The 18,772-nt window shown below is 40.7% G+C and carries 18 protein-coding genes; all 18 read left to right on the forward strand.

What is annotated here, in order from left to right:
• Nucleotides 1-322: efflux RND transporter periplasmic adaptor subunit (locus tag ABY436_RS04885; protein ID WP_372737898.1), on the forward strand; the 322-nt coding region annotated here is incomplete at its 5' end.
• A gap of 200 nt (nucleotides 323-522) precedes the next feature.
• Nucleotides 523-909 (forward strand): DVU3141 family protein, encoded by a 387-nt coding sequence (locus tag ABY436_RS04890; protein WP_372737899.1) that lies wholly within the window; start codon nucleotides 523-525, stop codon nucleotides 907-909.
• Between the two features lie 49 nt (nucleotides 910-958).
• On the forward strand, nucleotides 959-2,704 hold the full coding sequence (locus tag ABY436_RS04895; RefSeq protein WP_372737900.1) for a polysaccharide biosynthesis/export family protein: 1,746 nt from the start codon (nucleotides 959-961) through the stop codon (nucleotides 2,702-2,704).
• Nucleotides 2,704-3,504 carry an ABC transporter permease gene (locus tag ABY436_RS04900; protein ID WP_372737901.1) on the forward strand — a complete coding sequence of 267 codons (801 nt, stop codon included), beginning with the start codon at nucleotides 2,704-2,706 and terminating at the stop codon, nucleotides 3,502-3,504. Before ABY436_RS04895 ends, ABY436_RS04900 begins: the two co-directional genes overlap by 1 nt.
• Nucleotides 3,501-4,154 carry an ABC transporter ATP-binding protein gene (locus tag ABY436_RS04905; RefSeq protein ID WP_372737902.1) on the forward strand — a complete coding sequence of 218 codons (654 nt, stop codon included), beginning with the start codon at nucleotides 3,501-3,503 and terminating at the stop codon, nucleotides 4,152-4,154. The genes ABY436_RS04900 and ABY436_RS04905 overlap by 4 nt, the downstream gene beginning before the upstream one ends.
• Nucleotides 4,155-4,161: 7 nt before the next feature.
• The gene (locus ABY436_RS04910; RefSeq protein ID WP_372737903.1) at nucleotides 4,162-5,241 is read left to right on the forward strand and encodes a chain-length determining protein; all 1,080 of its coding nucleotides are present in this window, start codon (nucleotides 4,162-4,164) and stop codon (nucleotides 5,239-5,241) included.
• A 40-nt stretch (nucleotides 5,242-5,281) separates the two neighbouring features.
• Complete coding sequence (gene rfbA / locus ABY436_RS04915; RefSeq protein WP_372737904.1) at nucleotides 5,282-6,178, forward strand: glucose-1-phosphate thymidylyltransferase RfbA; 897 nt, start codon at nucleotides 5,282-5,284, stop codon at nucleotides 6,176-6,178.
• Nucleotides 6,178-6,726: a dTDP-4-dehydrorhamnose 3,5-epimerase gene (gene rfbC, locus ABY436_RS04920; RefSeq protein WP_372737905.1), complete on the forward strand. Its 549-nt coding sequence runs from the start codon at nucleotides 6,178-6,180 to the stop codon at nucleotides 6,724-6,726. Before rfbA ends, rfbC begins: the two co-directional genes overlap by 1 nt.
• The gene (gene rfbD, locus ABY436_RS04925) at nucleotides 6,719-7,648 is read left to right on the forward strand and encodes a dTDP-4-dehydrorhamnose reductase (protein WP_372737906.1); all 930 of its coding nucleotides are present in this window, start codon (nucleotides 6,719-6,721) and stop codon (nucleotides 7,646-7,648) included. Before rfbC ends, rfbD begins: the two co-directional genes overlap by 8 nt.
• Entirely contained in the window at nucleotides 7,645-8,751 is a 1,107-nt protein-coding gene (gene rfbB, locus ABY436_RS04930; RefSeq protein WP_372737907.1) for a dTDP-glucose 4,6-dehydratase, read from the forward strand. The genes rfbD and rfbB overlap by 4 nt, the downstream gene beginning before the upstream one ends.
• Before the next feature lie 15 nt (nucleotides 8,752-8,766).
• The gene (locus ABY436_RS04935) at nucleotides 8,767-10,167 is read left to right on the forward strand and encodes a hypothetical protein (protein WP_372737908.1); all 1,401 of its coding nucleotides are present in this window, start codon (nucleotides 8,767-8,769) and stop codon (nucleotides 10,165-10,167) included.
• Nucleotides 10,168-10,170: 3 nt separating this feature from the next.
• Complete coding sequence (locus ABY436_RS04940) at nucleotides 10,171-11,313, forward strand: hypothetical protein (RefSeq protein WP_372737909.1); 1,143 nt, start codon at nucleotides 10,171-10,173, stop codon at nucleotides 11,311-11,313.
• 3 nt (nucleotides 11,314-11,316) lie between these two features.
• Nucleotides 11,317-12,612 (forward strand): FkbM family methyltransferase, encoded by a 1,296-nt coding sequence (locus ABY436_RS04945; RefSeq protein WP_372737910.1) that lies wholly within the window; start codon nucleotides 11,317-11,319, stop codon nucleotides 12,610-12,612.
• Nucleotides 12,613-12,633: 21 nt separating this feature from the next.
• Complete coding sequence (locus tag ABY436_RS04950) at nucleotides 12,634-15,051, forward strand: galactosyltransferase-related protein (protein ID WP_372737911.1); 2,418 nt, start codon at nucleotides 12,634-12,636, stop codon at nucleotides 15,049-15,051.
• 17 nt (nucleotides 15,052-15,068) lie between these two features.
• Nucleotides 15,069-15,809, forward strand: coding sequence for a glycosyltransferase family 29 protein (locus ABY436_RS04955; RefSeq protein ID WP_372737912.1), 741 nt, complete (start codon nucleotides 15,069-15,071; stop codon nucleotides 15,807-15,809).
• A 7-nt stretch (nucleotides 15,810-15,816) separates the two neighbouring features.
• Complete coding sequence (locus ABY436_RS04960; RefSeq protein WP_372737913.1) at nucleotides 15,817-17,421, forward strand: aldolase catalytic domain-containing protein; 1,605 nt, start codon at nucleotides 15,817-15,819, stop codon at nucleotides 17,419-17,421.
• A 9-nt stretch (nucleotides 17,422-17,430) separates the two neighbouring features.
• Nucleotides 17,431-18,117, forward strand: coding sequence for a cytidylyltransferase domain-containing protein (locus tag ABY436_RS04965; RefSeq protein WP_372737914.1), 687 nt, complete (start codon nucleotides 17,431-17,433; stop codon nucleotides 18,115-18,117).
• Nucleotides 18,114-18,764 (forward strand): HAD family hydrolase, encoded by a 651-nt coding sequence (locus ABY436_RS04970; protein WP_372737915.1) that lies wholly within the window; start codon nucleotides 18,114-18,116, stop codon nucleotides 18,762-18,764. Before ABY436_RS04965 ends, ABY436_RS04970 begins: the two co-directional genes overlap by 4 nt.
• The last annotated feature ends 8 nt before the right edge of the window (nucleotides 18,765-18,772 follow it).

Genomic DNA, 18,772 nt, shown 5'->3' on the forward strand with positions numbered 1-18,772 from the left:
GGCGGGTGTAGTAGTAGAGACGTTTCTGGACCCGGGCGAATATGTGGGCGAAGATCCCATCTTGAATGTTGTACAGCTGGACCCGTTGTATGTCGAAGTGGTTGTTCCTGCAAAATATTACGGCGAAATTGCGAAAGGTGGTATTGCTAATGTGGTATTAGATAAACCCTGGAATAGTACTCATCAGGCAACGGTTGACATAGTCGACCAGGTGCTGGATGCCGCCAGTGGTACCTTTGGGGTGCGCTTGAATCTTGCAAATCCTGATTATCAACTGCCAGCAGGATTGAAGTGCGATATCACCTTTGCGCAAAAGGAATAGCACTTATCTGAAGAATCGCTTCTTTTGTAGGCAGGTGTCATACAAACGTTAGTTTGTAAGCTGAGTCAACGGATGTTTTTTTACACTTGATGTAATAGAATACGCACGCGTTTAGGGTAATGAATTTTTTGAGAGTCACTCAGTGCGATTACATACTGCTATAACGAGTGCAATAACGAGTGTAATAAAGAGTGCGATTAATGAAATCAAATCAGGTGTATAGCGTCGTCAGGGTTACTGTCAGAGTCGCCGCTATTGTATTTGCCAGTATCGTTGTTTCAGCGTGTTCTTCGCTTAATCAGCAGCAAACTTCTTCAGCCTCCTTTTCGGTTGATCAGCTGATCTCAACAGAGATAGCCGATTTTCTCAATCATTCTGTCACAGATACGAGTGCTTCGTTCGCACAAAGCCCGTGGGGCAACAATGTAATCCTGTTTGCAAAAGCGCCTTATTATTCTGCCAGTGGTGCTCAATGCCGCCAGCTTATCGTTGAAAGTACGCTTGATCAGCGTACAGGGCTTGCCTGCACACAAGATAAGCAACGTTGGTATAAAGTGCGCGCGCTGGTAGCGGGAAATACACAGTAATCCGGTCTGTTTAGATCAGATTTCAATGTCATCAGAAAAGTGAAAATCTATGTACTCGACGGCTCAGTCATTAAAAATATCTACGTCACGTTTTTTTACACAAAAGAGTTCAGTTCTCGGTCTCTTAGGGGCATTAATTTTCGCCTCGCTGCCTGTTGAAACGGCAGAGGCTATCTCCATCAACACCGGAACCGGTGGCCTGGAGATGCAGGAACAAGCAGCACCGCTACCTGAAACAGCAGTAGATACACCCAATACTAACTGGAAAACCGGTACGTACGGCCCACATATTAAAACCAGAGAAGAGCTTGGAAAACTGCCTTACGGGGGGCATCTGTTCTCAGGTGGTTTTCGTGGTGTGCGTGCCGATGGCTTAAACCCGGATTATAAAATTGCACCAGGCGACCTGATAACACTGCGTTTGTGGGGGGCTGTTGAAATTGAGCGAGTCTTACCCGTTGATGCCCAAGGCTATATTTTTATTCCTTCGGTTGGGCCGGTCAAAGTACAGGGGGCTTCGCAGCAAAATCTGAATGCTCGCGTAAAGTCGGCGATACAATCTATTTATCCTGAAAACGTGAATGTCTATACCAACTTGCAAGGTGTACAGCCCGTCGCTGTGTTTGTTACCGGAGAAGTAAGAAATCCTGGCCGTTATGCGGGTACACCGAACGACTCGGTTTTATACTTTCTTGATCAGGCCGGTGGTATCGATCCGCAATTAGGCAGCTTTCGATCCATCCGTGTCATTCGTAATAATAAAACCCTGAATAACGCCGATCTATACCGTTTCCTTAAAGAAGGGCAGTTGCCCACTGTGCAGTTTCGCGATGGTGACACCGTTGTAGTCGGGCGACGCCAGTCAGCGGTCACCGTAGCTGGTGATGTTGAGCGTGAACTGCAATATGAATTAATCAGTAATGAGAATACCGGTAAAAGCTTGCTGCAGTACGCACGAGTTAAACCGGGTATTACTCACGTGCTGGTACGTGGTGTGCGCGAGTCCGGTCTATTGGCAAAATATTACTCGTTATCTGATTTTGAAAAAGCCGGTTTAAAAAATGGTGATGAAGTCCTGTTTAGCGCAGATCAGCAAGGCGACACCATTGTTGTTCAGGTAGAAGGCAGCTACTACGGTCCTTCCCGATACGCCTTGCCCAATGATGCATCGCTCACAGAGCTATTGAATAACATCCAGGTGCCTCAGGCCTTAACGGATACGGGCAGTGTGTCTCTCAGACGCGTTAGTGTTGCCGATCGACAAAAAGCTTCCCTGCAAGAAAGCCTGCGTCGCCTCGAAACCACTTATCTGGGCGCTCCCTCTTCGACACCCGATGAAGCCTCAATTCGTGTCAAAGAAGCAGAGCTGATATCAAACTTCGTAAAACGCGCCGCGCTAATAGAGCCTAACGGCCGTATGGTGGTTGCTAATAACGGTAAAGTAGCCGATATCCGCTTACAGGATGGCGATATTATTACCATCCCAGAAACGTCAGACTCGCTGCTTATTAGTGGTGAAGTATTAGTCCCTCAGGCAACTGTTTACCAAGGCAACAGCGATGTTATGGATTACATCGAACGCTCCGGTGGCTTTACTCAGCATGCCGATGCAGAGAATATTCTGGTGGTGCGCTTGAATGGCGAAGTACGTAAAGCAACAGACGTGGACCTACAGCCCGGTGATGAAATTTTAGTACTACCTGTAGTGCCAACTAAAAACCTACAATTGGCTACCAGCTTAACTCAGATTATTTACCAACTGGCTATTGCTGCAAAAGTCGCGATAGATTTGTAATGAGCACGTTTGAGCATAAACCGCGTACTTCGCTGCAGGTTACATTCAGTGTTTTGAAAGCACTTTTCATAAGGGATGCTTTGCAGCGGACGATGGCTGAGCGCTTCTCGTGGTTCTGGATTCTAGTGGAGCCTATATCTCATATTATTGTTTTTGTAGGTATTCGGGGGATTATGGGGGGGAGTGGACTGATTGCAGGGGCTGAATTTATACCTTGGTTGGTCGTGGGTTTAATGACTTTTTTTGTTTTTCGTGAGGGGTTTTTGAAATCCATAGGGGCGATTAATTCGAACAAGGCGCTGTATTCTTACCGTCAGGTCAAACCAGTAGATACAGTTATAGCGCGCGCCTTAGTAGAAGGGCTTTTAAAAAGTCTGATATTTGTCTTATTGATTATTGGTTTTGAATTGTTAGGTGCTAATTTGCTCCCCGCTGATCCTCTATCAGTGATCTTTCTATGGCTTTTAGCTTGGATGTTGGGGCTGGCTGCTGGTTTGTTTTTTTCGGTTGCTAATGCATTGGTGCTTGAGGTTGGTATTGTGGTAAACGTTATGACATTGCCTCTGTATTTTTTATCAGGCGTGATGATTCCATTAAACTTCCTTCCGCATAATCTATTGCAATATTTAATGTATAACCCTCTTGTTCATCTTATTGAGTTGATGCGTCTTGCTTTTTTCGAAAATTATCGGCCGATTAATAATTTAGACTTAATGTATGTGATGTGGTGGGTTCTGATTACTATGGCATTGGGCTTGGCGATGCATTTGCGATTTGAGTATAGGGTTAAAGCCGCATGATCGAAGCAATCGGAGTGTATAAGCGTTATCGACATCATAGAACGCGTGACTGGGTCTTAAAAGATCTGAGTTTCACCATCCCAACTGGTGTAAGTGTGGGTTTGGTAGGCTCTAATGGGGCAGGAAAATCAACCTTATTGCGTTTGATTGGTGGGATGGATACACCTGATAGGGGGGGGCTTGTTAGAAACTGTCGGGTGTCATGGCCTATTGGCCTGGGTGGGGGCTTTCAAGGCTCGATGACAGGTCGCCAGAATGTAACCTTTGTGGCGCGTATTCATGGTAACGAAAAAGGAATGGAAAGAATTATCCACTACGTACAGGAGTTTGCCGAGATAGGTAAAGCCTTTGATCAGCCGGTAAAAACCTACTCCAGTGGGATGCGGGCGCGTTTGGCTTTTGGGTTATCGCTTGCGTTTGATTTTGATGTGTACCTGTCTGATGAAGCCACCGCCGTAGGGGATGCTGTCTTTAAAGAAAAAGCAAAAAAAGCATTTAAAGATAAAGTGGGCCAATCGAGCTTGATTATGGTGTCTCATAGTGAAGGTATTTTAAAAGAGCTTTGTCAGGCAGGGATCTGGTTGAGAAAGGGTCAGGCTGTTTGGTTTGATGACATTAATGATGCATTAGCAGAATACCGCAAAGGGTAAAGAATACATGAAGCTTTGGTTAAAAAATCATCCATATTGGTTGTTGTGTTTAAGTGCGATTATTGTTGTGGTTTTCTATTGGGTGTTTATTTCGACAGATCGATATGTATCTGAAACAAATGTCGTAATGGAGAGCCCTGCAATAGCACCGGTTTCATTTAGCTTTTCATCTATCTTAAGTGGAGGTGGTTCTAAAGATTTGCTGCTGCTTCGAGAGCACTTATTATCTGTTGATATGTTAAAAAAAATGGATGCTCAGCTTAATCTCAAAGTGCACTATTCAGATAATAAAATAGATTTTATATCCCGGCTTAATTTTGATTCACCCATTGAAGATTTTCATGAATATTACAAAAAACGTATTCATGTGACGATGGATGATTATGCGCAGGTTTTAAGGATACAAGTACATGCTTTTAACCCCGATATGGCTAAAGCAATAGCGTCTCTTTTGTTAGAAGCAGGCGAAGCGCATATGAACAGTATGGGGCAGCGGTTAGCGGCCGAGCAGGTCAAGTTTATTGAGTTGCAAGTGGCGGCTTTAGGTGAGCGGTTAGCGACTGCTCGCGATGCGCTATTAGTTTATCAGAACCAACACGGCTTGATATCGCCGACAAGTACTGTTGAAAGTTTAAGCTCGGTGGTTGCCGCACTGGATGCAGAATTGTCTGGAAAAAATACGCAAAGAAGCGTGTTGTTAAATTTCCAGAGTGCTAAATCACCCGACATTATTCGTTTAAATAACGAGATTAAAGCACTAAAAGATCAGATTGAGCAGGAAAAATCCAGAATGGCGGCGGGTAAGGGCGGTGCACTTAATACCATTACTGCGGAATACGAAACGCTGGAGCTGCAGGCGAAATTTGCTTTGGATCTATATTCGAATGCATTAGGAGCGCTTGAAAATACTCGTGTTGAATCTATTCGCAAATTAAAACAAATCTCAGTTTTACAAGCACCGACTCAGCCAGAGTATGCGGTAGAACCCCGGCGTTTATATAATGCTATTACTTTTATCTTGATGGCTGTATTGATCACATTAATTATTCAATTATTAGATACGGTTATTCGTGAGCATAAAGATTAATAAAGCAGGATCGAAATTGAATCAGAGTAAGGCTACCCATATGGATGCAAAAAAACGAAAAGGGATTATTCTGGCAGGCGGTTCTGGAACGCGATTACACCCCTTAACAATGGGCGTTAGCAAACAGTTAATGCCTATTTATGATAAACCGATGATCTATTACCCGTTGTGCACGCTCATGCTGGCGGGTATCCGGGATATTCTCATTATTACAACGCCGGAAGATCAAGCCTCATTTCAGCGCTTATTGGGTGATGGTTCACAATGGGGTGTAAATCTAAATTATGCAGTGCAACCTAGCCCAGATGGCTTGGCACAGGCTTTTATTATTGGCAAAGCGTTTTTAAATGGTTCCCCGAGTGCATTAGTGCTGGGCGACAATGTATTTTATGGGCATGATTTTAACGGCCTACTACAGCAGGCTGGTCAACGGTCTACGGGAGCGACAGTTTTTGGCTACCATGTCGATAACCCTCAGGATTATGGTGTTGCTGAGTTTGATGATCATGGGCAAGTGGTTAGCATCGAAGAAAAACCACAGCAGCCAAAATCAAATTATGCAGTAACCGGCCTTTATTTTTATGATGAGCAGGTCTGTGACATCGCTGCAGGCATTAAACCTTCCGACCGTGGTGAGCTAGAGATAACGGATATTAATAACGTGTATTTGCATCAGCAGCAGCTACATATGGCGATGATGGGGCGTGGATTTGCCTGGTTGGATACCGGTACGCATGATAATTTACTAGCGGCCTCACAATTTGTTCAAACATTGGAAAAGCGACAGGGCCTAAAAGTCTGCTGTCCGGAAGAAATAGCCTACCGCAAAGGTTATATCAGTGCAGCTGAGCTGGAAAGCAGAGCCGCCGCACTACAAAAAAGCGGTTATGGCGAGTACCTGTATAAAATCCTTAATGAAAAGCGAAGAGTAGTTTAATGCAATACCAGCCTTTAAGCATACCGGATGTGGTACTGATTACGCCGAAAGTATTTGGTGATGAACGTGGCTTTTTTATGGAAACATTCCGTGACGACGATTTTAGGTCGCATTGCGCTGATGTTAACTTTGTGCAGGATAATCACTCTACATCGCATCAGGGAATCTTGCGGGGTATGCATTATCAAACACAACACACACAGGGGAAATTGCTCAGGGTTATAAGCGGGGTTGTTTTTGATGTGGCAGTAGATATGCGCCGCGATTCCAGCTCTTTTGGTGAATGGGTGGGTGTTCATTTATCATCAGAAAATAAGGAGATGCTTTGGGTGCCGCCTGGTTTTGCACATGGCTTTTATGTTGTGTCAGACACTGCTGAATTTGTTTATAAATGTACAGATTATTACGCACCAGAATATGAAGTGCAGCTACGTTGGGATGATCCGACAGTAGCCATCCAATGGCCGTTAATTAATGGTGAGTTGCCGCAGCTGTCTGTTAAGGATGCGCAGGGTTTAACATTAGCAAAAGCACCTACATATGAATAAACGCGTATTACTCTTAGGTGGCGATGGTCAGTTAGGCTGGGAGATACAGCGGCTGAGCTCTGCTGATTTAGTATTAAAGGTGTGTAATAGGTCAGTACTGGATATTACTAATGCTGCTAATGTCGCCAAATTTGTCGACGAGTTTCAACCTCATGCGATTATTAATGCAGCCGCTTATACCGCAGTAGATAAAGCGGAAGGTGATGTGGACCAGGCGAAAGCTGTTAATACGCAAGGTGCGAAAAATCTTGCTTTGGCGGCATCACGCAGTGGTGCGCGTTTAGTGCAGATCAGCACGGATTATGTCTTCGATGGTAATACCAATCAGCCGTATTTACCGGAGGCTGTTAAATCACCCCAGAGTTGTTATGGTAACAGTAAAGCCAGCGCTGAAGATGCCATTGTTTCGCACTGTCAAAATGTGGTGATTATCCGTACAGGCTGGCTCTATTCTGCACATGGGAATAATTTTGTTAAAACAATGCTGCGGCTCATCAACGAAAGAGACGAGCTAAAGGTTGTGGCTGATCAGGTGGGAACACCGACATGGGCCGCAGGTTTAGCGCGAGCCGCACTGAAGGCAGCAGTCAGTGATGCTGTTGTTAAATACCCGGCAATATATCACTGGACAGATTTAGGTGTGGCCACCTGGTATGACTTTGCAAAAGCGATACAGGAAGTTGGAAAGAACCTGGGTTTAATTGAAGGTATGTGTGATATCAGTCCTATATCGACAGCAGAATATCCCACACCGGCTAAACGGCCTGTGTATAGTGTGCTCGATAAAACATCTACGCTTAAAGAGCTGGATTTGAAAGGGCAGTACTGGCGCGAAGCTTTAACCGAGATGTTACAACAGTTATCAGAAACCACAACAAACAAGCAGCCTGAGTCAGAATCAGCAAAGAGATGGCAAGTATGACTCCCGTTACTATGCTGGTGACCGGCGGTGCAGGGTTTATCGGTGCAAACTTCATACAGTATTGGCTAAAAAACAACCTCAATGACTGCATTGTTGTTCTGGATGCACTTACCTATGCCGGCAACATAGAGAACCTGGCACCAGTAAAACACAATACCCACTTTACATTTGTGCATGGGAATATCTGTGATACGGCGCTAGTTGAAAAACTACTGCGGTCACATAACATTAATACCATTGTTCATTTTGCTGCAGAATCGCATGTGGATAGATCGATAACGGGACCGGACGCCTTTATCGAAACAAATATTGTAGGTACACATTCGTTATTGAAAGCAGCCAAAACAATATGGATTGATGAACCAAAGAGTAATGGTAAAAGCATCCTTGATCATCGCTTCCACCATGTATCGACCGATGAAGTATACGGCACATTATTACCACAAGACCCTGCTTTTGCAGAAACTACCGCCTATGCGCCTAATTCCCCTTATGCTGCCAGCAAAGCAGCAGCAGATCATTTAGTGCGGGCTTATCATCATACCTATGGTCTTGAAGTAACTACATCCAACTGTTCTAACAACTATGGGCCTTATCATTTCCCCGAAAAACTTATACCTCTCATCATCACTAATATATTAATGAATAAACCTTTACCGGTTTATGGTGATGGTAAGCAAATACGCGATTGGCTGTATGTTGACGACCACGCACGTGGGATTGAGCTGGTATTAAACAGGGGACGGATCGGCGAGAGTTATAATATAGGTGGCAACAACGAGTGGCAAAATATAGATATAGTAAATCTCGTTTGTGATCTACTCAACGATGCCTTTAACCATAATTCAAAACTTAAAATGCGTTTTCCGTCAGCAACTTCTGCGGCAGTTGGCAATGCGCAAGCATTAATCAGTTACGTAGAAGATCGTGCCGGACATGATCGCCGCTACGCTATTGATGCAACTAAAACATCATTAGAACTAGGATACAACCCTAAAGAGTCATTTGAATCAGGCATCCGAAAAACACTTGAATGGTATCTGGACAATGAATCGTGGTGGCAGTTGTGCATTGAAAAAGCCGAACGTGACTCAAGCGTATAATCAAGGAACTGTAAAATGAAAGTGGTATTAACAATTGCTGATACGCAGCGTTGGGTCGTTTTAGCAGAGCGCATCGAAGGCCATAAAACTACGAATTTTGATAGCATATCTCAGGAATCTAGGACCTCTGATGTGGATAATGCTTCACATGTAGATAGTGCTTACCAAATGAATAGCACCTCTGATGAAGGTACTGTTGTGCTTACTGATGTTTGCACTAACGAACAAATAACAGAAAAGATAAAAAGCAACGCTATTAATACCGTTGTCGTATTCTATCAGCAAGCAGAACATTACTTGGCAGAGGCGGTACGACAAGGCGTATCATTTGAAAAAGCCGCAGAAGAGTGGCTACGTACAACAAATGAATTATTACAAACTCAAAGGAAGAACCGTGCGTGCCTTAAGTTGATTAATATCGAACAGGCGCTTGCTGCACCAACAGCTTTATGCGAACAGCTAACCGCATTGTATATGACTGCTACTTGTGAAGTTGTGGATAGTCTAGAACAAGATGTAACACTACTAGCAGCCTGTCAGTATGTGGCTCAGGTGCAAAAACTTTCACGACTAAATCTGTTGATTCAAACTTCAAGTTTGTTGCTGAGTGCTGATAATAAAGTTGAAGTAAATGTTGAAAGTATTATCGGTACAAATCAAGAGCCTCTGGTTGCACAGTTAAACGAGAGTACAGCAGAAAACTCCTTACTTCTAATGCAATTGCAGCAGGTACAGGAGGAGATAGAAGAAAATTCTATAGAAAAAACTACAAATAATGCAGAACAGGTTGCACAGCAGCAACTGACAAGTAAATTAAAAGGGATTGAGGCAGAAAACCTATTGCTGTTGACACAGTTGCATCATGTACAAGAGGAGTTGGAACGGGTATTTTTATCGAAAGATTCCGGCGACGAGCAAAAAAAATTGAAACAGAAAGTAATTAAACTGGAACATAAATTACGTAATATTAAAGCAGATTTAGCATCAAAAAATTATAGGCTTGGTCTGATTGTGCAAGAAATAGCTGACATGAAACGCTCAGTTTTTTGGAAAACAGGCACGCCAATTCGTGCGGTGACTCAAGTATTCAACAAATCAAAAATACAGCGCAAGAAAGTTGAAAATGATATCGAATTGATTTTGTCATCTGAGTTTTTTGATGCTGAGTGGTATTTATCTGAATATCCTGATGTTGCAGAGTCTACAATCAGCCCTGCTGAGCACTATTTACGTTTTGGTGCTGCTGAGCAGCGCTTTCCTGGTCCGCTTTTTAGTGGCGCGTGGTACACAGAAACTTATCCTGATGTTGCCGAGTCAGGAATTAATCCACTATTACACTATATTAAATTTGGCAGGGCTGAAGGTCGTACAGCCTCAGTTAAACTATTACAAGATCAATTTAAAGCCGGAGACTAGTGTATGAATGAGATTAATACACAAGTAAAACAGCCACATTTTGTTTGGATCGGGGCTGGCGAAGCAATCGATACACGGTTAATGGATCAGTTTGTCGAGGCATACCCCTCAGGTAAAGTTGTATTTTTGGAAGCCAGAGATAGTGCAGTTGATCAATTACTGAAGCAGTACCATGGACAAGACAAATATACGATTTTACGCACTCTGGTAGATGTTACAGCAAAGCCAACAACCTTCTATATTCTAAACTTGCCTGAGTTCAGTTCATTAAGGCAGCCTACGGGTTTGGTTGATTTATTTCCCGGAGTTGCAATATACAAGAGTGATCTAATTGACACACAAACTATAAACGGATGTCTTGAGAGGTTAGAAATTGACGATGATCAATCTAATCATCTATATATAGACGTACCTGCTCAAGCTGGGGAGCTGATTAGAAAACTTATAGATGATGGTACCATCTATATGTTTGCCGTTGTCCATTTAGCACTCAGTATCAAATCGCTATATGATGAGGATGAGAAAGCAGACTTAATTGTAGCATTGCTGGCTGAGCATGGATTTTCAGTGGATTATCAAGATAATACAGATCCTGATATGCCTATCATAAGTTTTCATCTTAATCCTCTTTGGCAAACGTTTTGTGATGTAAAACAGCAACTTATTGACACTAAAAAAAGTAATAATACTATAGCTAAACAGCTCGACTCGAAATTACAGGAAGCGGTCAACCAACAAAACAAAATTGTAGAACTTACTCGAATATTAGAGGAAAAGGAAATTTTTTTAGTTGAGATCACTGGCAGTGTCGAAGAAATTGAAGGGGAGTTGGCAGAAAAAAATACGGTTATCCAAGAGTTAAGAATAGAATTTTCAGAAAAGCAAAAGTGGTTAACTGAGCATGAAAAGTGGAACAATGGATTGAAAAGTGAGCTGGCTCTATTGCTTGAACAGATTCAGGAAAAAGATGATCAACTACAAAATATGATCAATGACCAAGCTATTAATGCAAATGAGTTAAAGGTTAAAGAGCAAGCATACCAAGAGCAGCTATTCCGCAATCAAAGTTTGGAAAAAGAAGTAATTAAATTAGAAGCCCAGCTAGAGCTTATCAAGGATGTTATTTTACGAGACAAGGCTTTTTAAGTTATGACTAATGAAAAGGAGCAACAAGCACTGAAAACAGATAATAAGTTATCTCCTTTAGACATATTATTGGAAGGATCGAGCCAGCTTTTGGCTGAAGCGAAAACATTTTGGTTTTTGGGTGATTGGCAGGCATTAATTAACATACCTGAAGATAAAATAGAGCCTCATCCAGAAAGAGCGAATATTATTTTATTGGTGGCCAGTGGCTATCAGCAGTTAGGTGAATTTTCACTGGCGGAGCGTTACTGTCGGGCTGCATTGGAGTGGGGTTGCGATAAAAAAACGGTAGCTAGGGTTTGTATTGCTGGCGCGTATAATGTCGTAGGTCGAATTGCTGCGCTACAAGGTGACGAAAAAAAACTGGAGGGGGCGTTTTCAGCAGCAGTTGATGTAGGCTCAAAAAAAGATACTGAACTAGTCGCCCATACAAGGGCTGTTCGTGAAATGGCAAGTATGGGCTTGTTACCTCAGGCTGCTGGGCTAGTGTCAAAGAAACTCGATTTGCTATCTAATAATCCTTCAAAAATTAGTAATGTAGATGCAAGAATATCTGTTCTGGAAAGTGAGCTTGAATTACTTATGCATGAACTAAGTATAGGTCAGCAGAGATTACAGGTATATCGTATTGAAGATAAAGAACAGTTAGGTACTCATGAAGTAGGCTCCGAAGCTTATATAGAAAATTTAAGACGAAAATCCGTATCTCAATTAGGGCAAGATTTATGGGTATTAGAAAAAACAAATTATAAAACTAAAGGGTTTTTCGTAGAGTTTGGTGCAACAGATGGAGTGTTATTGAGTAATTCTTACCTGCTTGAGAAGGAGTTTGGTTGGCACGGCATATGCGCTGAACCAAATCCAAAGTTTTATGAGAGGTTACAAAAAAACCGTACTTGCATCGTTTCAAACCAGTGTATTGCTGGTCAAAGTGGCGACCAGGTTGAGTTTATCTTCGCCGATGAATATGGTGGTATGGCTAAGCACGCAAGTGAGGATAGCCATTCCGAAAAACGTCACGCGTATAAGCAAAGTAGTGGAGTTTCACTCTTAAAAACTATTTCATTACATGACTTTCTTGTTTTAAATAAAGCACCGCAGAAAATTGATTATTTAAGTGTAGATACAGAAGGTAGTGAATACGAAATATTGAGCAAATTTCCTTTTGATGAGTGGGATGTGCAATGTGTTACTGTTGAGCATAACTATACTGAGAGAAGGAATGATATTTTCTTTTTATTGAAAAGTTATGGGTATGAAAGAATAGAAGCTCAGTTTGATGACTGGTATTTTAGATAATTTAATTGTTTAGGGATTATTATGTATTTTTGGAATAGAATTAACTATGCCAGAGAGCTTTATAAGAGTAAAAGTTTTGGTGAGCTTTATACAGTTTTGTCGGAAATTGCTAAATTCATCAGTACTGATAACGAGAAAAATTCAGATAAATATAAAACTTTTTTTGAAAGCTTTATTAAAACATATAGCATTGATTTTGATATATCAGATAACAAAAATAAAGAGATCCATAATATTATAGAACCCTCTAAACTCAATAATAACGTTAACATTGATTTAGATAAATATGTTGAAAAAGTAGGCGTGGGTGTTTCGCTAGTAACTTGTTGCATGAATCGAAACGAGAATCTGGTGAAAGCTTTGCCTTCTTGGCTAGAGTGCGCTGAAATTAATGAAATTATTATTGTAGACTGGTCTTCTACTGAACCAGTAAAAGATTATATTAGAGCACAAGGGCTCAGCGATAAACGTATAAAAGTGATACGAGTTGATGATCAGCCTCGGTGGATCTTATCCTATGCTTTTAATATTGGCTTTCGCGCAGCTTCATATAACAAAATATTAAAAACAGATGCAGATATTTTGGTGAATGATGGTTTTTTCACAAAGAACCTATTGAAATCGAACATGTTCATTTCAGGTGATTGGCGTATAGCCGATAAAGGACAAGAACATATTAATGGTTTTTTCTTCGTTTCCCGCGAGAACTTAATTAAAATCAAAGGATTCAATGAATACATTACTACGTATGGGTGGGATGATGATGATATTTACAGCCGACTTGAAGCTGCTGGTGTTAAACGAACACATGTAGATGTTAAGACAATTTATCATATTCCACATGATGATAGCCTTCGTGTGGGCAATGTGTTGAAAGAACCTGATTATCTACAGAGTTTTTATCAATCGACTAAATTTAAAATTAGAACCAATCGTTTTATCGCTAATGTAATGCCAGTATGGAATAAAGACAGAATATTCTTACCTTTCACTATAGAAAAAAATAATGACGGGTATCTGAAAGTTAGAAAATCAGGCGAGAGTATTCATTATGTTCCTCCACACATTCTGGATGATGCTGAATATTATGCAGCGCTTGAAATAATATCCTGGAAAGTTGGCTTACGTGCTTTTGACCTGGATAGAAAGAATTTGCGCAAGCTGATCTCTTCTAAAGATCATGAAAAATTAACACCGCTGGATATTGAAATTGCTATTTTTAATCAAGCAAGCAATTTTGTATTTCACAAGAAATATATGCTAGTAAAAATCACGCCTGATTTTATTAAACAGAATGTTTCTAAATTAAAGTTATTAATTGAGAAACTGCAACATCAGTGTTTATTAAATAAAAGGGGATTAGTTTTAGTTTCAGATAGTAAAAAAACTGTGATTGATGTTTTCCCTGAAAATGGACAAGCTGCATTTGTACCGGGTTGGCGAAATTTTGGAATGCAAACACGTATAGAATCACGTGATCTGTTTAATCAGTTGTTATCTGACAGCAACTTGGTCGTAGAATTGGATAAACATACATTAGAGCATTTTACTACATTAATGAGGCAGCCACTAACTCCAGAAATTTTGCTGCCAAAAGATAAAATATATATTGATGCTCAGCATGGGCTTGGTAACAGGTTGCGCGCAATGGCATCAGCTGCAGCAATAGCAAAAGCTACAGATAGAGAGCTGGTTGTAGTATGGGAGCCAGATCATCATTGTGATTGCCGACTATCTGACCTTTACGATTATAAAGGGGCGGTGATTGAAGAAGCTTTTACTGCTGAGGCGAAAGCCAAACAACTTACAGTATTCAATTATATGGAAATAGAGGACGGGGCTGAAAAAGATGCCCCGATTATTATCACATCAGGCAAAGATGTATATGCACGTTCAGCCTATGTGTTGAATAGTGATCATTCTCATTGGGATAAAGAAAATAACTTTTTACGCCGTTTGACGCCCACTAAGCAAGTGCTTGATTTGATTAGCCCATTTGAGGTTAATAACCGTATCGCGGTTCATGTTAGAATGGAAGCGGGAAAAGGGCTGGATCATAACACATATGATTCAATAGAAAATTGGACGCAAGATGGTCACGATCAATTGCATTTTTGGAGAGAAAAAAGTCACTACTCACACTTTATTAAAAAAATCGATCAATTGATGCTTGACGATCCGTCGCTAAAGCTTTTTTTGGCAACAGACCTACCTGAGACGTACAAGGCATTTGAAGAGTACTATGGTTCCAAATTGGCTTACTTGAATCGTAGTGTTTACGATCGCTCAAAAGAGCAAATTATCTATGCTTTGGCTGACGCTATGCTGCTAAGCGGTTGTAATCGTCTGCTAGGCAGTACGTGGAGTTCGTTCAGTGAAATTGCGATAAGACTGTCAACAACCTATTCAAAGGTTGAAATGAGCGGAAAAGATTTTTAAGAAAAGGTTTATATATTATGAAAGTAAAACTAATTGCTATAGAGCCAAGTTTGGAATTAAGTACCTCTGTTGCTGTTGTTGGTAATTCCCCAAAAATCTTGGGTAGAAAGTTAGGGGAAGAAATAGATAGCCATGATGATGTTATAAGGTTTAATGGCGCCTTAATAGAAGATTATGCTGTTGATGTTGGAAGAAAAACTACAATCGAATTTATTGGTATTGATATTGCTTATTTGTTTTCACCCCCATATAAAAGACCTTCTAAAGATGAGTTGGTTAATGAAGATGTTAGGCTGCATAATGCACGTAAAATCTTTGAAATATTTGGTGATGCAAAATTTGTCACCTTTCATCCAAATGATGAAGACCGTAATCTAAAAAATAAACAATATAAAACTGCGCTTTACCTTAAATCTGTAGGTGCACAAAATAAATTGCATTATTTTACAGAAAAAGAAATTGGTTCAGCAATGAATTACTATACGGCAAATAAGGACCTGGAGAGCCTTAATCTGAGTTCCCGACTAAAATTTGGCGGTCCTAGAACTGGATTTAAAGTTATTTTAAGATTAGTTCTGAGTGGTGTGGTCCCTGATTTATATAGCTTCGATATAGATCCAACTTTAGAATTTGCAAATCATTACTATGATGACATTACTAATGAAAAAATAAGCGAGTACAAGCCGCACGATATTCAAGGTGAAATGTTTGCTCTGATAGAAATGCATAAAAATGGTCTTATTAATATAATATGTTGAGTTGATTATGATTGTATTAGATTGCACGCTTCGTGATGGTGGCTATTATAATAATTGGGATTTTTCCTTAAATATAACCAACAACTATTTGGTGGCCATGGCTGCGGCTGGTGTTGATATTGTTGAATTAGGACTACGCTCAGCCGTAAATAAAAGCTTTAAAGGGGCTAGTGCATTTTCTACGGATAGTTATATTCGTACATTATCCATACCTAGAAATTTGAAAGTTGCAGTGATGGTGAATGCAGTTGAGTTATTGACTGCGCTGCCTATTGAAACGGTATTGGAGGCTCTATTTCCATTAAAATCTGCTGATTCACCTGTAGATGTCGTACGTATTGCTTGTCATGTCCATGAGTTCACTCAAGTATTACCTGCTTGCAACTGGTTAAAAGCGCGTGGATATGTCGTCGGCTTTAACTTAATGCAAGTGGCTGATCGCTCACAGGAGGAGGTTGAAAAACTATCTCTTGAAGCTAGTAAATATCCAATTGATGTACTCTATTTTGCGGATAGTATGGGTAGTATGGACCCAAGGCAAACAACAACTATTATCCATTGGCTGCGCAAGCACTGGAGTGGGGCATTGGGGATGCATACGCATGATAATATGGGTCTGGCTCTACAAAACACACTTCAGGGTAAATCTGATGGTGTGACTTGGTTGGATGCAACTGTTACTGGGATGGGGAGGGGGCCTGGTAATGCCCGTACGGAAGAGTTGGTTATTGAAATTGCTGACATTCGTAAGGAAAGTATTAATATGGTTCCTCTGATGAGTATTATTCGTACTTTTTTCCAGCCATTGAAAAATAAATGTGGTTGGGGTTCTAACCCTTATTATTACCTGGCAGGTAAGTATGGTATTCACCCAACTTACATTCAAGAAATGTTAAATGATACTCGATATAGCGAAGAAGATATTTTAGCCACAATTAAGCATCTAAAAGACGAAGGGGGGAAGAAATTTAGCCTGAACACACTTGATGCCTCACGCCATTTTTATAACGGAGTACCAAGGGGAAGCTGGAATCCGAAAGAGTTTTTTTTAGGGAAAAAGGTTTTACTACTCGGGACTGGGCCTGGCGTGGACACATATCGAAATGCAATCGAAAATTATATTTATGAGCATAAACCAATAGTGGTTGCGTTAAATACCCAATCTGGGATTGCGCAGTCATTAGTTGATATTCGTGTTGCTTGTCATCCAATTAGGTTGCTTGCCGATTGTGAGGCGCATACTAAACTGCCTCAGCCTTTAATTACTCCAGCATCTATGTTACCTGAAGATGTATTGGCATCATTAAAGGATAAAGAATTACTGGACTATGGTTTATCTATTAAAGCGGATACTTTTGAGTTTGGGGATAAGTTTTCCACACTCCCTAATTCGTTAGTCATTTGCTATGCACTTGCAGTTATTACAGCGGGTGGAGCCAGTAAAATTATGATGGCTGGGTTTGACGGTTATGGAGCTGATGATCCGCGTAACTCTGAAATGAACAAGCTGTTGAAGTTGTACGGGCAGAGTAATTGTTCATTAGAGTTAGTTTCGGTTACACAAACACGATATGAAATGGTTACTCATAGTATTTATGGATTAACGCAGTAAGGAAAGATAATGTCAGTACATGTGTTTTTACCTTGCAGAAAGGGTAGTGAGCGGGTTCCCCAAAAAAACATAAAACCATTTGCAGGAATTTTACATGGGTTAGTTGAATTGAAGGTGACTCAGTTGTTAGCGTGCAGTGCTATTGATGAAGTCGTGTTATCTACCAATGATGAAGAAATTATAAAATTTGCTTCAACAATTAATGATAAAAAATTACGTGTGCACCGGCGTACCGACACCTTGTGTAGTAGCTTAACTAGCACGGATGAATTAGTTAGTCATGCGTGTAAGTTAATACCCGACGGGCATATTCTATGGACACATGTTACATCACCTTTTATTAATACCGCAGTCTACGAGCGAGTAATTGAGGAGTATTATAGGTGTTTAGAGAATGGCTTTGATTCATTAATGACAACTACACCTATTCATGGTTTTTTGTGGAACGGCGCTGGGCCGATTAATTATGATCGAAAAAAAGAAAAATGGCCAAGAACACAGACGATAGAAGCAATTCATGAGGTAAATAGCGGTGTTTTTTTGAGTAGTTCTGCTAATTACCTATCATTAAAAGACCGTATTGGAGTGAAACCATTTCTTTATCCTATGGATAAAATCACAGCGCATGATATTGATTGGCCTGAAGACTTTGTCATTGGTGAAGCATTAGCTAATAAAAAACTGGCAAATTTATGAATATAACGAACTATAAAACTTTAGTTTTTGATTGTGATGGTGTGTTGCTTAATTCGAATCAAGTTAAAACTAAAGCTTTTTACAATGCCGCTTTATCCTACGGAGAGGTTGCTGCGCAGCAGTTGGTTGATTACCATGTTAAGCGGGGCGGAATATCTCGTTATAAAAAGTTTGAGTGGTTTTTTAATCACGTGATACCTAGGCAGCAAGGACCTAATATCGAGCAACTTTTGCAGGTTTATGCACACGAGGTTCTTGAAGGTTTACTGACGTGCGAAGTAATAAAAGGACTAGATGAATTACGTTTGAAAACTAAGGATGCAAATTGGTTGGTTGTGTCTGGTGGAGATCAGCAAGAGCTACGTCATGTTTTTTCTGAGCGTGGACTATATGATTTTTTTGAAGGAGGTATCTTTGGTAGCCCTGATAGTAAAGATGAAATTCTTAAGCGTGAATTAGATAGCCAAAACATTACACAACCAGCACTTTTTCTAGGCGATAGTGAATATGATCATCAGGCTGCCAAAAATGCCAACTTGGATTTTGTATTTATGAATTACTGGACAGAGTTTGGGGACTGGGAAAACTACTGCCAAAAAAACAATATCGTGGTTACCAGCACATTAAAAAATTTATTTATTGAGTAGACTGAGAT

Origin of the sequence: Neptunomonas sp. (assembly GCF_041601355.1) — a bacterium.
Taxonomy (GTDB): domain Bacteria; phylum Pseudomonadota; class Gammaproteobacteria; order Pseudomonadales; family Balneatricaceae; genus Neptunomonas.

What these genes read in the sequence shown, in the direction of transcription:
- ABY436_RS04900 (WP_372737901.1), top strand. Translation starts at nt 2,704, where the DNA reads ATGAGCACGTTTGAGCATAAACCGCGTACTTCGCTGCAGGTTACATTC.
- rfbB (WP_372737907.1), top strand. Translation starts at nt 7,645, where the DNA reads ATGACTCCCGTTACTATGCTGGTGACCGGCGGTGCAGGGTTTATCGGT.
- ABY436_RS04895 (WP_372737900.1), top strand. Translation starts at nt 959, where the DNA reads ATGTACTCGACGGCTCAGTCATTAAAAATATCTACGTCACGTTTTTTT.
- ABY436_RS04945 (WP_372737910.1), top strand. Translation starts at nt 11,317, where the DNA reads ATGACTAATGAAAAGGAGCAACAAGCACTGAAAACAGATAATAAGTTA.
- ABY436_RS04965 (WP_372737914.1), top strand. Translation starts at nt 17,431, where the DNA reads ATGTCAGTACATGTGTTTTTACCTTGCAGAAAGGGTAGTGAGCGGGTT.
- ABY436_RS04905 (WP_372737902.1), top strand. Translation starts at nt 3,501, where the DNA reads ATGATCGAAGCAATCGGAGTGTATAAGCGTTATCGACATCATAGAACG.
- rfbA (WP_372737904.1), top strand. Translation starts at nt 5,282, where the DNA reads ATGGATGCAAAAAAACGAAAAGGGATTATTCTGGCAGGCGGTTCTGGA.
- rfbC (WP_372737905.1), top strand. Translation starts at nt 6,178, where the DNA reads ATGCAATACCAGCCTTTAAGCATACCGGATGTGGTACTGATTACGCCG.
- rfbD (WP_372737906.1), top strand. Translation starts at nt 6,719, where the DNA reads ATGAATAAACGCGTATTACTCTTAGGTGGCGATGGTCAGTTAGGCTGG.
- ABY436_RS04950 (WP_372737911.1), top strand. Translation starts at nt 12,634, where the DNA reads ATGTATTTTTGGAATAGAATTAACTATGCCAGAGAGCTTTATAAGAGT.
- ABY436_RS04890 (WP_372737899.1), top strand. Translation starts at nt 523, where the DNA reads ATGAAATCAAATCAGGTGTATAGCGTCGTCAGGGTTACTGTCAGAGTC.
- ABY436_RS04970 (WP_372737915.1), top strand. Translation starts at nt 18,114, where the DNA reads ATGAATATAACGAACTATAAAACTTTAGTTTTTGATTGTGATGGTGTG.
- ABY436_RS04910 (WP_372737903.1), top strand. Translation starts at nt 4,162, where the DNA reads ATGAAGCTTTGGTTAAAAAATCATCCATATTGGTTGTTGTGTTTAAGT.
- ABY436_RS04960 (WP_372737913.1), top strand. Translation starts at nt 15,817, where the DNA reads ATGATTGTATTAGATTGCACGCTTCGTGATGGTGGCTATTATAATAAT.
- ABY436_RS04935 (WP_372737908.1), top strand. Translation starts at nt 8,767, where the DNA reads ATGAAAGTGGTATTAACAATTGCTGATACGCAGCGTTGGGTCGTTTTA.
- ABY436_RS04955 (WP_372737912.1), top strand. Translation starts at nt 15,069, where the DNA reads ATGAAAGTAAAACTAATTGCTATAGAGCCAAGTTTGGAATTAAGTACC.
- ABY436_RS04940 (WP_372737909.1), top strand. Translation starts at nt 10,171, where the DNA reads ATGAATGAGATTAATACACAAGTAAAACAGCCACATTTTGTTTGGATC.